The following is a 14,874-nucleotide window of genomic DNA, read 5'->3' on the forward strand; positions in this document are numbered from 1 at the left end:
GTCTTCTCCGGGCCCGCCCCTTTCCGTCGGGTGTGGCTCAGGCCAGCAGTTCCACCTCCGCGAGGGTCGACTCGCCGTCGAGGACGAGACGGTAGTGGGCGTACGAGCCCGGGGCCGCGACCGTGAACGCCCGGGTCTGTCTGTCCCAGGGGAAGGACTCACCGGAGCGCTTGTCGAGGTCCGTCCATGCCGTCCCGTCCGAGGAACCCTGGAGCGTCCACCCGCTCGGCGCCTTGGTGTGGTCCGCGGAGGTCAGCGTGTACTGGACTCCCTCGGTGCCGGAGCCGGCCGGCAGGTCCACCGAGGTGACGGCGGCGTCCGTCGCCGAGGTGTTGTCGAACAGGGCGCCGTCCCCCTTGAGCGTGTCCGCGCGCGGCGACGGCACCTTGTCGTCCTCGGTGACCGACACCGGTGCCGCGTTCTTGCCGGTGCCCCACGAGGACGGCTCGGAGCCCATGTCGAACTCCAGCACTCCGCCCCGGCTGATCAGCGAGTGGGGGAGCGAAGTCGAGTTCCACCGCTTGCCGTTGAACCGGACGCCCTGCACGTACACGTTCTTCGTGCTGTTGCGCGGAGCCTTGATGACCAGGTCGTGGCCGTTCTCCAGGTGGACCGTCGCCTTGGTGAACAGCGGGGAGCCGATGGCGTACTCGCCGCTGCCCATCACCAGCGGGTAGAAGCCGAGCGAGGAGAAGAGGAACCAGGCCGACTGCTCGCCGTTGTCCTCGTCGCCGTGGTAGCCCTGTCCGATCTCGCTTCCGGTGTAGAGACGCGAGAGGACCTCGCGGATGTTCTTCTGCGCCTTCCAGGGCTGCCCGGCCGCGTCGTACATGTAGTTCACGTGGTGGGCCACCTGGTTGGAGTGCCCGTACTGGCCCATGCGCACGTCCCGGGCCTCGGTCATCTCATGGATGACACCGCCGTAGGAGCCCACGATGTCCGACGAGGCCGTCTCGGGCGTGGAGAAGTACGTGTCGAGCTTGTCCCCGAGCGCGCCGCGGCCGCCGTACAGGTTGGCGAGACCGCGTGAGTCCTGCGGCGCGGTGAACGCGTATCCCCAGCCGTCGGTCTCCGTGTAGTCGTAGCCCCACACGCGCGGATCGTACTTCGCGGAGTCGACCCGCCAGTCGCCCTTGGCGCTCCGGCCCTGGAAGAAGCCGGCCTTGGAGTCGAAGAGGTTCACGTAGTCCCGGGAGCGGTTGAGGAAGTAGTCGGACTCCTCCTTGTAGCGCTTCTCGCCGGTCTTCCTGTAGAGCGCCTTGCCCATCTCGGCGATGCCGTAGTCGTTGACATAGCCCTCCATGGCCCACGACAGGCCCTCGCCCGTGGAGGTGCTCGTGTAGCCGAGGAAGGGTGAGGTGGCCATGCCCTTGCGGCCCACTCCGGACGTCGGCGGGACGACCGTCGCGTTCTTCAGGGCCGCCTCGTACGCAGCCTTGGCGTCGAAGCCGACGCCCTTGACGTACGCGTCCGCGAACGCCACGTCCGACGAGGTGCCGGTCATCAGGTCCGCGTAGCCGGGCGAGGACCAGCGCGAGGTCCAGCCGCCGTCCTTGTACTGCTGCACGAACCCGTCGACCATCTCACCGGCCTGACCGGGCGTCAGGAGCGAGTACGCGGGCCAGGTCGTCCGGTAGGTGTCCCAGAAGCCGTTGTTGACGTACACCTTGCCGTCGACGATCTTCGCCCCGGTGTGGGTCGGGGTGTCCGGGCCCGGCATCGGGGAGAACGGCGAGGCGTACTGGTACTTCGTACCCACCTTCTCGAAGCCGGAGTTCGGGTACAGGTAGAGCCGGTACATGCTGGAGTACAGCGTGGTCAGCTGGTCCGGTGTGGCACCCTGCACCTCGATCCTGCCCAGGAGCCGGTCCCACTGCTTGCGGGCCCCCTTCTTGACCGCGTCGAACGACGTGCCGTCCGGGATCTCCTGGCTCAGGTTGTCCTTGGCCTGGTCGAGGCTGATGAGCGAGGTGGCCAGCCGCAGGGTGACGGTGCGGTCGGAGCCGGGCTTGAACTTCAGATAGCCCTTGACGCCGCTGGAGGAGCCCTCGGTCACGGGCGCGTCGAAGACCCCGTACACGAAGAGCCGGGTGGCGCCGGTCGACAGCCCGGACTTCACGTCCGAGTAGCCGGTGACCACGCCGGCCGACGTGTCCAGTGTCAGGCCCGCCTGCTCGGTGACGTTGTCGAAGATCACGCTCGCGTCGTCGCCCGGATAGGTGAAGCGCAGGGCGGCGGCGTGATCGGTCGGGGCGAGCTCCGCCTTGAGACCGTTCTCGAAGGTGACGCCGTAGTAGTACGGCCGCGCGGTCTCGTTCTCGTGCTTGAAGGCCAGTTCACGGGCGGTGCGGCCGGTGTCCGGGGTGCCGGAGGAGGCCGACGGCATCACCTGGAAGGTCTGCCGGTCGCCCATCCAGGGGCTCGGCTCGTGGCTCGCGCTGAACGCCTGGATGGTGGGCAGGTTGTCCGCGTTGTTTGCACGGGCGTAGTCGTACAGCCAGCTCAAGGAGCCCGCGTTGGTCACCGGCGTCCAGAAGTTGAAGCCGTGCGGTACGGCGGTCGCCGGGAAGTTGTTCCCGCGTGAGAATCCGCCGCTGGAGTTGGTGCCGCGGGTCGTGAGCGCGTAGTCGGCCAGATGGGCCGCGGGCTTCCGCGGAGCGGCCGTCCTCAGTGCGACGTCGTCCAGCCAGCCGCGGAACTTCGCGGGACCCTTGGGGGAGTCGTACGCGAGGACGATCCGGTCGACGGTCTTCCCGTTCGCGACGGAACCGATCCGCGAGGTCACGTTGTTCCACTGGTTGACGTAGAGCACCTTGGCGGCGCCCTGGCCCTGCGGCGTCAGCGTGAATTCGTGCTGGTCCACGGCGTCGAGAGCGCTCAGCGAGGTGCCGTCGGTGAAGACCAGGTCCACGGCCGCGTTCGTGGCGTCGTAGTCCCGGTCGCCGTCCGCCATGGAGGGGAAGATCCGGTACGACAGCTCGGTGTCACGCCCGACGGCGACGTTCACGTCGAACACCTTGTTGTACGAGTACGCCCGGCCGTCGCCCTTGTGGGTGCCGGCGTAGCGCAGGGCCCGCTTGCCCGTGAAGCCCGCGCCCGCCTTCGCGGTCGGCGAGCCGCTCGGCCCCCGGTCCACGAGCGAGAGCATGTCCTTGGGCGTCGGGTCGTCGCTCCGGCCCGTCGAGAACTGGACGTCGGCGATCTGGAGGATGTCGCCGCCGTTGTTCTTCGTGACGTCGAGCCGGAAGTGCCGGTACTCGGCGGGGCTCTCGATGTCGTACGACTTCGTCTGGAACCGCTCGCCGAAGGATTCGCCGGAGCGGGTGTCGAGGGTCTTCCAGTCCTTGCCGTCGGCGGAGCCCTGGAGGGTCCAGTCCCGCGGGTCGCGTTCGTCGTGGTCGTTTGCGGATGTGAGCGCGTACGTGACCGTCTTGACCGGCGCGTCCAGGTCGAACTCCGCCCAGCCGGTGGGCTCGAAGGTCAGCCACTTGCTGCTCGGCTCACCGTCGGCGAGGTTCTCCTTGACCTCGCCCGCGCCGGTGTTCTCGCCGCTGGCCCGCACGTCGGTGACGTGGTCGGTCACATTGCCGGGGATGCCGGTGCTGTAGCCGCCGTCGACCCCCGAGGACCGCTTCGTCCCGTCGGGAGCGGTGTCCACCGTGTTGAGCCAGTCCGGGGCCGGATCACCCGATTCGAACGAGGAGCTGAACTCCCTGTCGGGCTTGGCCGCTTGGGCGGGCAGGGCGACCGCGACGCCCTGGGAGGCCGCTAACAGGGCCAGGGCCGTCACCCCCAGCGCCGCCGGGGAACGCCATCCGGTCCGCCGCGTGGAACTCTGTCTGTACCGAGCGCTGTGCTGCATGCGCGAGCACCCTCCCTGCACCTGGACAACGTTGTCAAATTCGATGCGCAAGGACCATTTGGGCGTCAAGTTGACAGTGATGTCAAGGGTGTTGGGTGCGGCATCCGGGGTGAATGTGTTGTGACGAACCGTGCATTGCGTTCAATGCGGGAGGCCGGTGTCCTGTGGATCTTCGCCGGGGTGGTCCTGGGGTGCCCCATATTTCCGGGAGGTCTCAACTCGGAAAAGACCGACGGCCAAACCTGCATTCGATCTTGCTCCGCTGGCGGGAAGTGGACTATACCTGTCGCGTCCGGCCAGTCGATCGACTGGCTCTGGACAGGCAGGACCCAGGGGGGAATTTCGCGGGACGGTGGAGCGTGGTCCATACACGCAATGCCGGTTCGTCCCGGTGAATCCCCCATGCACGACCCCAGCTTGACCTAACCGCGGTGCCGGGGAGGATCCGGTTCACCGCCTGAGTCCTGGAGAAGGCGAGGACTTGAGCATGGGATCCACTTCCGCCGAGAACAACAGCCCCGAGGGTGTCGGCCGCCGTGACCTCATCAAGAGGTCGGCCGCACTCGGTCTGATCACCGTCCCGACGATGAGCTTCCTGTCCGCGTGTGCGAGCGGCGGGGGCGACGAGGACAAGTCGGGCGACAAGGGCGCCGGCAAGACCAGCAAGGACAACCCCTTCGGCGTGAAGAAGGGCGGCGGCAAGCTCGACGTCGTCGTCTTCAAGGGCGGCTACGGGGACGAGTACGCCAAGGCGTGGGAAGCGGCCTTCGACAAGAAGTGGGGCAGCAAGAGCGCCCACACCGGTACCCAGGAGATCACCGGCAAGCTCCAGCCGCGCTTCAACGGCGGCAACCCGCCGGACATCGTCGACGACTCGGGCGCCCAGCAGATCAAGCTGGACGTGCTCTACAAGAGCGGCCAACTCCTCGACCTGGCGGCGGTCCTCGACGCCCCGTCCATCGACGACCCGACCAAGAAGGTCCGCGACACCCTGATCCCCGGCACGCTCGACCCGGGCCTGCAGGGCGGCAAGGTCGTGTCCCTCAACTACATCTACACGGTGTGGGGGTTGTGGTACTCCGGCAAGCTCTTCAAGGAGAAGGGCTGGGAGGTGCCCAAGACCTGGGACGACTTCCTCGCCATCTGCAAGGACGCCAAGTCGCAGGGCATCGGCGGCCTCGCCCACCAGGGCAAGTACCCGTACTACATCAACGTCGCCATCATGGACCTGATCGCCAAGAAGGGCGGTCTGGACGCCATGAAGGCGATCGACAACCTCGACCCCAAGGCGTTCGTCGGGTCCGACGCCGCCCAGGCGGCCGTCGAGGCGATCTACGAGATCGTGGAGAAGGGCTACTTGCTGCCCGGCACCAACGGCCTCACCCACACCGAGTCGCAGACCCGGTGGAACCAGTACAAGGCCGCCTTCATCACCTGTGGCTCCTGGCTGGAGAACGAGCAGCTCAAGCAGACCCCGGCCGACTTCGACATGAAGTTCATGCCGATGCCCCTGCTGCCCGACAGCAAGCTGCCGTTCGAGGCGATCCGGGCCGGCTCGGGCGAGCCGTTCATCATCCCGGCGAAGGCCGCGAACCTGCCCGAGGCCAAGGAGTTCATGCGCTCCATGCTCTCCAAGGAGTGGTCGACGCTCTTCGCGCAGAAGGCCAACTCGCTCACCATCCTCAAGGACGGTGTGTCCGACGGCGTGGAGCTGCGTCCCGGTACGCAGTCCACCGTCGACGCGTCGAAGGCGGCGGGCGACAATACCTTCAACTACCTGTACCCCAACTGGTACAGCGAGATGGGTACCGCCATCGAGACGGCGTCCAACGAGCTGATGTCCAAGCGCATTCAGCCGAAGGAATGGCTGAAGCGGGCCCAGGCGGCGGTCGACAAGGCGGCCAAGGACCCGGAGTCCAAGAAGAACCACCGCGACTGATCACGTAAAACCCGGAACATCGGGGTCACGCACACCCGGAACACCCGGGTCACGCACATCCGGAACACCAGGGCAGGATGCCATGCGAAAAGGGCAGTACCGGTTCGTCGCGGGGTTTCTCCTCGCACCTTTGGCGCTGTATCTGATCTTCGTGATCTGGCCTTACATACAGACCATCGGCTACTCCTTCACCGACTGGAGCGGCCAGTCGCAGACGTTCGGTTTCGTCGGCCTGGACAATTACAAGGCGTTGTTCCAGGACGACGTATTCCTCCAGGCGATCTGGCACAACATCCTGTTCCTGGTGTTCATCCCGGTGATCACCATCCTGCTCGCCCTCTTCTTCGCCTTCATGGTGAACGCGGGCGGGCGGGGCGGCGCCGGTGGCGTACAGGGCGTCGCCGGCTCCGGCTTCTACAAGATCGTGTACTTCTTCCCGCAGGTGCTGTCGCTCGCGATCGTCGCGGTGCTCTTCGGGGCCCTCTACCGCAGCGACAGCGGCGGCCTGCTCAACGGCCTGCTGATCAAGCTCGGCCTCGTCGACGCGAACAGCCCCGTCGAGTGGATGAACGAGCCCAACCTGGTGCTCTGGTGCCTGATGGCGGTCGTCGTCTGGCACGGCGTCGGCTTCTACCTGGTGCTGTTCTCCGCCGCCATGCAGTCCATCCCGCGGGACATCTACGAGGCCGCGCTGCTGGACGGCGCGAGCCGCACCCACACCTTCTTCCGGGTCACCCTGCCCCTGCTGTGGGACACGGTGCAGACCGCCTGGGTCTATCTCGGCATCATCGCGATGGACATGTTCGTGCTCGTCTCGACCACGACCCAGGGCACCGGCTACGGCGGCGGGCCCGACCACCACAGCGAGGTCATGGCGAACGTCATGATGCGCAACTTCCTCTACTTCGGAAAGAGCGGCTACGCCTGTGCCATGGGCGTCGTCATGCTCCTTCTCACCCTGATCCTGTCCGTGGTCACGCTGCGCGCCACCCGCCGCGAGCGCATCGAGTTCTGAGCGGGAGACACGACTATGAGCGCACCCATCACGGAGCCGACGAAGGTCGACGGCGCCGGAGTACCCCCGCAGCGAACCGCCAGGAAGGCCCCGCCACGGCCGGGTGACAAGCGGACCGAGGGCATGGCCCTCAACGTCTTCTCGCACGGGTTCCTGGCCCTGTGGGCGATCCTGATCATCCTGCCGCTGCTCTGGCTGGTCCTCAGCTCCTTCAAGACCGACGCGCAGATCGGCGGTTCGGCCCTCGGCTGGCCCTCGAACTGGCAGCTCGACGTCTTCGGCCGGGCCTGGAACAAGGGCATCGGCGACTATTTCGCCAACACTCTGATCGTCCTGGTGTTCTCGGTCCCGCTGACCATGCTGCTCGGCGCGATGGCGGCCTACGTACTGGCCCGCTACGAGTTCCCGGGCAACCGGCTCGTGTACTACTTCTTCGTCGGCGGGGCCATGTTCCCCGTCTTCCTGGCCCTGGTGCCGCTGTTCTTCATGGTCAAGCGTCTCGACATGCTGAACACCTACCAAGGCCTGGTCCTGGTGTACGTGGCCTACTCGCTGCCGTTCACGGTGTTCTTCATGCACGCCTTCTTCAGGACGCTGCCCACGGCGGTCTTCGAGGCGGCGGTGCTCGACGGCGCCTCGCACACCCGGGCGTTCTTCCAGGTCATGCTGCCCATGGCCAAGCCCGGACTGCTCAGCGTCGGCATCTTCAACGTCCTCGGCCAGTGGAACCAGTACATCCTGCCCTCGGTGCTGATGCAGCCGCAGACCAGTTCGGACCCGGAGCGCTACGTCCTGACCCAGGGCCTCATCCAGCTCCAGCAGCAGCAGGGGTACGCCACCGATCTGCCCGTGCTGTTCGCCGGCGTGACGATCGCCATGGTCCCCATGCTGATCGTCTACCTGTCCTTCCAGCGTCAGGTCCAGGCAGGTCTCACTTCGGCGACTCTCAAGTAACGAATCGTCCCTTCCGTCACATGCGCCACCTCCGTCCCGGGGGTGGCGCATGTGTGTCCGGGTGAGGTCAGGAGTCGAACATGACTGGGCGACCCTGATTTTCGTCAAGGACTTGACTGCGGTAACCCGTTCAGCGGAGCTTGGAGTTCACAACTTGTAAGTGACCGGGGTCCCGTTGACGTGACCCAGATCACATGGGCGGCATCGGGGCCGCCCGGCTGAGGGCAGGAGTGGATGAGTCGATGGAGACTCCGGGGTCGCAGTCGTCGCTGCACCGAGCCAATCTGGAGCGCGTCGTGCGAGCGGTGCGCCTGGCCGGCTCGCTCACGCAGGCGGAGATCGCGAGGGCGACGGGCCTGTCGGCCGCGACCGTTTCCAATATCGTTCGTGAACTCAAGGACGGCGGGACGGTCGAGGTCACACCCACTTCGGCGGGCGGTCGCAGAGCGCGCAGCGTGTCCTTGAGCGGGGACGCCGGGATCGTGATCGGTGTCGACTTCGGGCACACCCATTTGCGCGTCGCTGTCGGAAATCTGGCCCATCAGGTGCTGGCCGAGGAGTCCGAGCCGCTGGATGTGGACGCCTCCGCCGCGCAGGGCTTCGACCGGGCCGAGGAACTGGTCAGCCGCCTGATTGCAGCAACGGGCGTCGACCGATCCAAAATCGCGGGCGTGGGCCTCGGTGTGCCGGGCCCCATCGACGTGGAATCGGGCACTCTGGGGTCCACCTCGATCCTGCCCGGCTGGACCGGCGCGAGGCCCGCCGAGGAGCTGCGGGGGCGGCTCGGCGTGCCCGTCTACGTGGACAACGACGCCAATCTGGGCGCGCTCGGCGAGATGGTCTGGGGCAGTGGTCGTGGGGTCCGGGATCTCGCGTACATCAAGGTCGCCAGCGGCGTCGGCGCGGGGCTGGTCATAGAGGGCAAGATCTACCGCGGCCCGGGTGGCACAGCGGGAGAAATCGGGCATATTACACTTGATGAATCCGGCCCCGTCTGCCGTTGCGGCAACCGCGGCTGTCTGGAGACCTTCGCGGCGGCGCGCTATGTGCTGCCGCTCCTCCAGTCCAGCCATGGTACCGATCTGACCATGGAGGGCGTGGTCAGGCTGGCGCGGGACGGAGATCCGGGCTGCCGTCGGGTGATCGCCGACGTCGGTCGTCACATCGGCAGTGGAGTCGCGAATCTCTGCAATTTGCTGAACCCGAGTCGGGTGGTCCTGGGCGGCGATCTCGCCGAGGCCGGCGAGCTCGTTCTCGGGCCCATCAGGGAGTCTGTCGGCCGCTACGCGATCCCCAGCGCCGCACGTCAACTCTCGGTGTTGCCAGGGGCGCTTGGGGGCCGTGCGGAGGTGCTCGGCGCGCTCGCTCTCGCGCTCAGCGAGATGGGCGATTCGACCCTTTTGGACGGTTCTCTGTCCGCCGGTACTCCTGCCTTCACTTAGAGAACGCATGGCACCGTTGCCATCTCGTTAAGTATTTACTTCTTGACGTCGCACGTGTGGCCGAGTTGACTCCAGTCCACCTCGGCCGCAACGACGCGGCCTCGTCAGGGAGGTTTAGGAATGAACACGCAGATGCGTCGTGCCGCCGTTGCCGTTGCCGCTGGTGCAATGGCCGTTTCTCTCGCCGCTTGTGGCAGCGCCAAGGAGTCGAATGGCGACAGCGACAGCTCCGCCAGCTCCGCGAAGAAGGGCGACGCGATCAAGGTCGGTCTGCTCCTTCCGGAGAACCAGACGGCTCGCTACGAGAAGTTCGACAAGCCGCTGATCGAGAAGAAGGTCCAGGAGCTCACGAACGGCAAGGGCGAGGTCGTCTACGCCAACGCCAAGCAGGACGCGAGCACCCAGAACCAGCAGGTCGACACGATGATCACCAACAAGGTGGACGTGCTGATCGTTGACGCTGTGGACGCCGCCGCGATCAAGAGCTCGGTCCAGAAGGCCAAGGACGCCGGCATCCCGGTCGTGGCCTACGACCGCCTCGCGCAGGGCCCGATCTCGGCCTACACCTCGTTCGACAACAAGACCGTCGGCAAGACGCAGGGTGAGGCGCTCCTCGGCGCCCTTGGCTCGAAGGCCAAGGACGGCAAGATCGTCATGATGAACGGTTCGGTCACCGACCCGAACGCCGCTCAGTTCAAGGCCGGCGCCCACGAGGTGCTCGACGGCAAGGTGAACGTCGGCAAGGAGTACGACACCAAGGAGTGGAAGCCGGAGAACGCCAACGCCAACATGGAGGCGGCGATCTCGGCTCTCGGCAAGAAGAACATCATCGGTGTCTACTCCGCGAACGACGGCATGGCTGGCGGTATCATCACCGCGCTGAAGGCCGCCGGCATCAAGGTTCCGGTCACGGGCCAGGACGCCGAGCTCGCGGGTGTGCAGCGCATCCTCGCGGGTGAGCAGTTCATGAGCGTCTACAAGCCGTACGCCCCGGAGGCCGACGCGGCCGCCGAGCTGGCCGTCGCGCTCGCCCAGGGCAAGTCGCTCGACACCGTCGCCAAGGACAAGGTCGACAGCCCGACCGACAAGCAGATCCCGTCCCTGCTGGTCCCGGTCACCTCGCTGACCGCGGAGAACATCAAGGACACCGTCGTCAAGGACGGCCTGTACACGGTCAACGACATCTGCACCCCGGCGTACGCCGCGGCCTGCAAGAAGGCCGGCCTGCAGTAAACAACCGCGAGTAGCCAAACGCGTACGGGAATTCGATACTGAGTTCCCGTACGTGGCTCGTGTGATCCGAAGCTCCTCCGGTGCCCCGCATCCAACAGCCCCGCAAGCTAAGCGGGGCGCCGGACGGAAACTCCACCGCATACTTCTGCACAACCTCCCGCCGGGTCAGGCGGCGAAGGAGATGGTTAACGTGTCCGCTACGCCTGTTCTGGCGTTGCGCGGGGTCTCCAAGCGATTCGGTGCCGTCCAGGCGCTCACCGATGTAGAGCTTGAGGTCCACGCCGGTGAAGTGGTCGCCCTGGTGGGCGACAACGGCGCCGGAAAGTCCACGCTGGTGAAGACGATCGCCGGCGTGCACCCCATCGATGAGGGCTCCATCGAATGGGACGGCAAGGCCGTTCAGATCAACCGTCCGCACGACGCCCAGAACCTGGGCATCGCGACGGTCTACCAGGACCTCGCGCTCTGCGACAACATCGACGTCGTGGGAAACCTCTACCTGGGACGCGAGCTCAAGAAGCGCGGTGTCCTGGACGAGGTCGAGATGGAGCGCCGCTCCCGCGAGCTGCTGAACACGCTGTCGATCCGCATCCCCAGCGTCCGCATCCCGATCGCCTCGCTCTCCGGCGGTCAGCGCCAGACCGTGGCGATCGCCCGTTCGATGCTCGGTGAGCCCAAGCTCGTCATCCTCGACGAGCCCACCGCGGCCCTCGGTGTCGAGCAGACCGCCCAGGTTCTCGACCTGGTCGAGCGTCTGCGCGAGCGGGGCCACGCCGTGATCCTCATCAGCCACAACATGGCTGACGTGAAGGCCGTGGCCGACAAGGTCGCCGTCCTGCGTCTGGGACGCAACAACGGCATCTTCGAGGTCAAGTCGACCTCCCAGGAAGAGATCATTTCCGCTATTACGGGTGCCACGGAGAACGCCGTGACCCGTCGTGCGGCGCGCAGCGGGGAGGCTCAGAAGTGAGCATCGACAAGACTTCTGAGACCGGGGACCACATCGTGGAGAACCCCGAGGCGGCCGCCCACGCGGTCACCGCCGTAGACCCGCGCCTGCTCGTCCGCGAGCAGGGCTTCGCCGGTTACGTCGGCGAGTTCAAGCGCAAGATGAAGTCGGGCGACCTGGGTTCCATCCCGGTCGTCATCGGCCTGATCGTCATCTGGGCGATCTTCGCGAGCCTGAACTCGAACTTCCTCACCGCGGGCAACATCTCCGACATCTCCGTCGCCATGGTCGGCACGGGCATGATCGCGGTCGGCATCGTCTTCGTGCTGCTGCTCGGTGAGATCGACCTGTCGGTCGGTTCGCTCTCCGGTCTGGCCGGCGCCACGTTCGCCGTGCTCAGCGTCACGCACGGCATGAACGAGTGGCTGGCGTTCGTCCTGGCCATCCTCACCGGCACGGTCGCCGGCGCGATCCAGGGCTTCGTCTTCGCGCGCATCGGTGTGCCGGCCTTCGCCGTCACCCTGGCGGGTCTGCTGTTCTGGAACGGCTTGATGCTCCAGATCCTCGGCAGCAACGGCACCATCAACCTGGACAGTGAGGGCGTCGTCGCCAAGCTGACCAGCTACTACTTCACCGATGTGGCCGCCGCCTACGTGCTCGCGGTCGTCGTGACCGCCGGGTTCTTCGTCAGCTCGTTCCTCGGCAACAAGCGCCGCGAGGCGGCCGGTGTGCCGTCCCGCCCGCTGGGCGAGACCATCGCGCGCACGGTGCTGCTGGGTATCCTCAGCTTCGGCGTGGCGATCATGTACAACCAGTACAAGGGTCTGCCGCTCGCCGTGGTGATCTTCCTCGCGGTCCTGCTGGTCACGGACTTCGTGCTGCGCCGTACCACCTTCGGCCGGAAGATCTTCGCGCTCGGCGGCAGCGTCGAGGCCTCCCGTCGTGCCGGTATCAACGTCGAGCTGATCCGCATCTCGGTCTTCTCGATCTCCGGCACCTTCGCCGCCATCGGCGGTCTGTTCATCGCCTCGAAGATCGCCTCCGCCAACCAGGGCGCGGGCGCCGGTGACCTCCTGATGAACGCCATCGCGGCGGCCGTCATCGGTGGCACCAGCCTCTTCGGTGGTCGTGGCCGCACCTGGAACGCCCTGCTGGGTGTTCTGGTGATCGTCTCGATCCAGTACGGTCTGGCCCTGCAGGGCATCGCCTCGCCGGTCCAGTACATGATCACCGGTGGCGTTCTGCTCGCCACGGTCGTCATCGACGCCGTCACCCGCAAGACCCAGAAGACCGCGGGTCGCGCGTAGGGTTCCCACCCACCCAGGCCTGTGCCCGGCACCAATGGCGGTGCCGGGCACAGTCACGTCCGGCGCCCGTCGAGGCGCCGGGCGCAGCCACGTCCGGACGGGAACGCGCGTTCCCGTCCGGTTGGGCCGTTCGTGTGGCGTAGATCGCCAGACCCGGCCCGCGCCCGAAAAGGCGGAACATTAGACTCGACGAACCCGGCAACAGCTCGATCACTGCAAGGAGGCACGGGTGGCGCTGCTGACCCGCATCACGGGACCGCGCGATCTGGACCGGCTGACCCTGGAGCAGCTCGACCAGCTGGCCGAGGAGATCCGGACCTTCCTCGTCGACGCGGTCTCCAAGACCGGCGGCCACCTCGGCCCCAATCTCGGTGTCGTGGAGCTGACCATCGCCCTGCACCGCGTCTTCGAGTCACCGAAGGACAGAGTGTTGTGGGACACGGGACACCAGTCCTACGTCCACAAGCTGCTCACCGGCCGCCAGGACTTCTCCCGGCTGAAGATGAAGGGCGGTCTGTCCGGCTACCCCGCGCAGGCCGAGTCCGAGCACGACGTCATCGAGAACTCGCACGCCTCCACGGTCCTCGGCTGGGCCGACGGACTCGCGAAGGCGAACGAGGTTCTCGGCAGGAACGACCACGTGGTCGCCGTCATCGGTGACGGCGCGCTCACCGGCGGTATGGCCTGGGAGGCGCTGAACAACATCGCCGACGCCAAGGACCGCCCGCTGATCATCGTCGTCAACGACAACGAGCGCTCGTACGCGCCGACCATCGGCGGCCTCGCGAACCATCTGGCGACCCTGCGCACCACGGACGGCTACGAGCGCTTCCTGGCCCGCGGCAAGGACCTCCTGGAGCGCACGCCGGTCGTCGGCAAGCCGCTCTACGAGACCCTGCACGGCGCGAAGAAGGGCCTGAAGGACTTCATCGCCCCGCAGGGCATGTTCGAGGACCTCGGCCTGAAGTACGTCGGCCCGATCGACGGCCACGACATCGAAGCCCTGGAGTCGGCGCTCGCCCGCGCCAAGCGCTTCGGCGGCCCGGTCATCGTGCACTGCCTCACCGAGAAGGGCCGCGGCTACCAGCCAGCCCTCCAGGACGAGGCCGACCGCTTCCACGCCGTCGGCAAGATCCACCCGGACACGGGCCTGCCGATCGCCTCCTCAGGCGCCGACTGGACCTCCGTCTTCGGCGAGGAGATGGTGGCGCTCGGCAAGGAGCGCGAGGACATCGTCGCGATCACCGCCGCGATGCTCCAGCCGGTCGGCCTGGACCGGTTCGCCAAGGCGTTCCCCAAGCGGGTCTACGACGTCGGTATCGCCGAGCAGCACGCCGCCGTGTCCGCGGCCGGCCTCGCCACCGGCGGACTGCACCCCGTCTTCGCCGTCTACGCGACCTTCCTGAACCGCGCCTTCGACCAGGTCCTGATGGACGTGGCCCTGCACAAGTGCGGTGTCACCTTCGTCCTGGACCGCGCCGGTGTCACCGGCACCGACGGCGCCTCGCACAACGGCATGTGGGACATGTCCATCCTCCAGGTCGTCCCGGGCCTCAGGCTCGCGGCGCCGCGCGACGCCGACCAGGTGCGTGCCCAGCTGCGGGAGGCCGTCGAGGTGAAGGACGCGCCCACCGTGGTGCGCTTCTCCAAGGGCGCGGTCGGCCCGGCCGTCCCCGCCGTGGGCCGGATCGGCGGCATGGACGTCCTGCGGGAGCCCGGCACCGACGCCCCCGACGTGCTGCTGGTCTCCGTCGGCGCGCTCGCCCCGATGTGCCTGGAGATCGCCACTCTGCTGGACCGCCAGGGCATCTCCACCACCGTCGTGGACCCGCGCTGGGTCAAGCCGGTGGACGAGGCCATGGCGCCGCTCGCCGAGCAGCACCGCGTGGTCGTCACCGTCGAGGACAACTCCCGGGTCGGCGGTGTCGGCTCGGCGATCGCGCAGGCCCTGCGCGACGCGGGCGTCGACATCCCGCTGCGCGACTTCGGCATCCCGCCGCGCTTCCTCGACCACGCCTCCCGCGCCGAGGTCATGGCCGAGATCGGGCTGACCGCGCCGGACATCGCCCGGCAGGTCACCGGCCTCGTCGCCAAGCTCGACGGGCGCTTCGAGAGCAGCGCCGCGCAGGCCGTGGACGCGGTACAGCCCGCGCGCGACTGACGCCTCCGGGAC

At 67.1% G+C, this 14,874-nt stretch carries 9 protein-coding genes; 8 read left to right on the forward strand and 1 reads right to left on the reverse strand.

Annotated features, from left to right (window positions below; translation table 11 throughout):
• Nucleotides 1-37: 37 nt before the first annotated feature.
• Nucleotides 38-3,862, reverse strand: a complete 3,825-nt coding sequence (locus OG410_RS31030; RefSeq protein WP_329302107.1) for a GH92 family glycosyl hydrolase — start codon at nt 3,860-3,862, stop codon at nt 38-40.
• 487 nt (nt 3,863-4,349) lie between these two features.
• Here OG410_RS31030 and ngcE point away from each other — a divergent pair, with 487 nt between their 5' ends.
• From ngcE to dxs, 8 genes are all read left to right on the forward strand, one after another.
• The gene (gene ngcE, locus OG410_RS31035; RefSeq protein ID WP_329302108.1) at nt 4,350-5,801 is read left to right on the forward strand and encodes an N-acetylglucosamine/diacetylchitobiose ABC transporter substrate-binding protein; all 1,452 of its coding nucleotides are present in this window, start codon (nt 4,350-4,352) and stop codon (nt 5,799-5,801) included.
• 82 nt (nt 5,802-5,883) lie between these two features.
• The gene (locus OG410_RS31040; protein ID WP_329302109.1) at nt 5,884-6,816 is read left to right on the forward strand and encodes a carbohydrate ABC transporter permease; all 933 of its coding nucleotides are present in this window, start codon (nt 5,884-5,886) and stop codon (nt 6,814-6,816) included.
• Between the two features lie 15 nt (nt 6,817-6,831).
• A complete protein-coding gene (locus OG410_RS31045) occupies nt 6,832-7,770 on the forward strand; it encodes a carbohydrate ABC transporter permease (RefSeq protein WP_329302110.1) in 939 nt (312 codons plus the stop codon).
• 242 nt (nt 7,771-8,012) lie between these two features.
• Complete coding sequence (locus OG410_RS31050) at nt 8,013-9,212, forward strand: ROK family transcriptional regulator (RefSeq protein ID WP_329302111.1); 1,200 nt, start codon at nt 8,013-8,015, stop codon at nt 9,210-9,212.
• A gap of 120 nt (nt 9,213-9,332) precedes the next feature.
• On the forward strand, nt 9,333-10,445 hold the full coding sequence (locus tag OG410_RS31055; RefSeq protein ID WP_329302112.1) for a substrate-binding domain-containing protein: 1,113 nt from the start codon (nt 9,333-9,335) through the stop codon (nt 10,443-10,445).
• Between the two features lie 181 nt (nt 10,446-10,626).
• Nucleotides 10,627-11,415, forward strand: a complete 789-nt coding sequence (locus tag OG410_RS31060) for an ATP-binding cassette domain-containing protein (RefSeq protein ID WP_326784980.1) — start codon at nt 10,627-10,629, stop codon at nt 11,413-11,415.
• Nucleotides 11,412-12,701 carry a sugar ABC transporter permease gene (locus OG410_RS31065; protein WP_326784979.1) on the forward strand — a complete coding sequence of 430 codons (1,290 nt, stop codon included), beginning with the start codon at nt 11,412-11,414 and terminating at the stop codon, nt 12,699-12,701. The genes OG410_RS31060 and OG410_RS31065 overlap by 4 nt, the downstream gene beginning before the upstream one ends.
• A 229-nt stretch (nt 12,702-12,930) precedes the next feature.
• Nucleotides 12,931-14,862, forward strand: coding sequence for a 1-deoxy-D-xylulose-5-phosphate synthase (dxs, locus tag OG410_RS31070; RefSeq protein ID WP_329302113.1), 1,932 nt, complete (start codon nt 12,931-12,933; stop codon nt 14,860-14,862).
• Nucleotides 14,863-14,874 lie beyond the last annotated feature (12 nt).

Origin of the sequence: Streptomyces sp. NBC_00659 (assembly GCF_036226925.1) — a bacterium.
Taxonomy (GTDB): Bacteria; Actinomycetota; Actinomycetes; order Streptomycetales; family Streptomycetaceae; genus Streptomyces.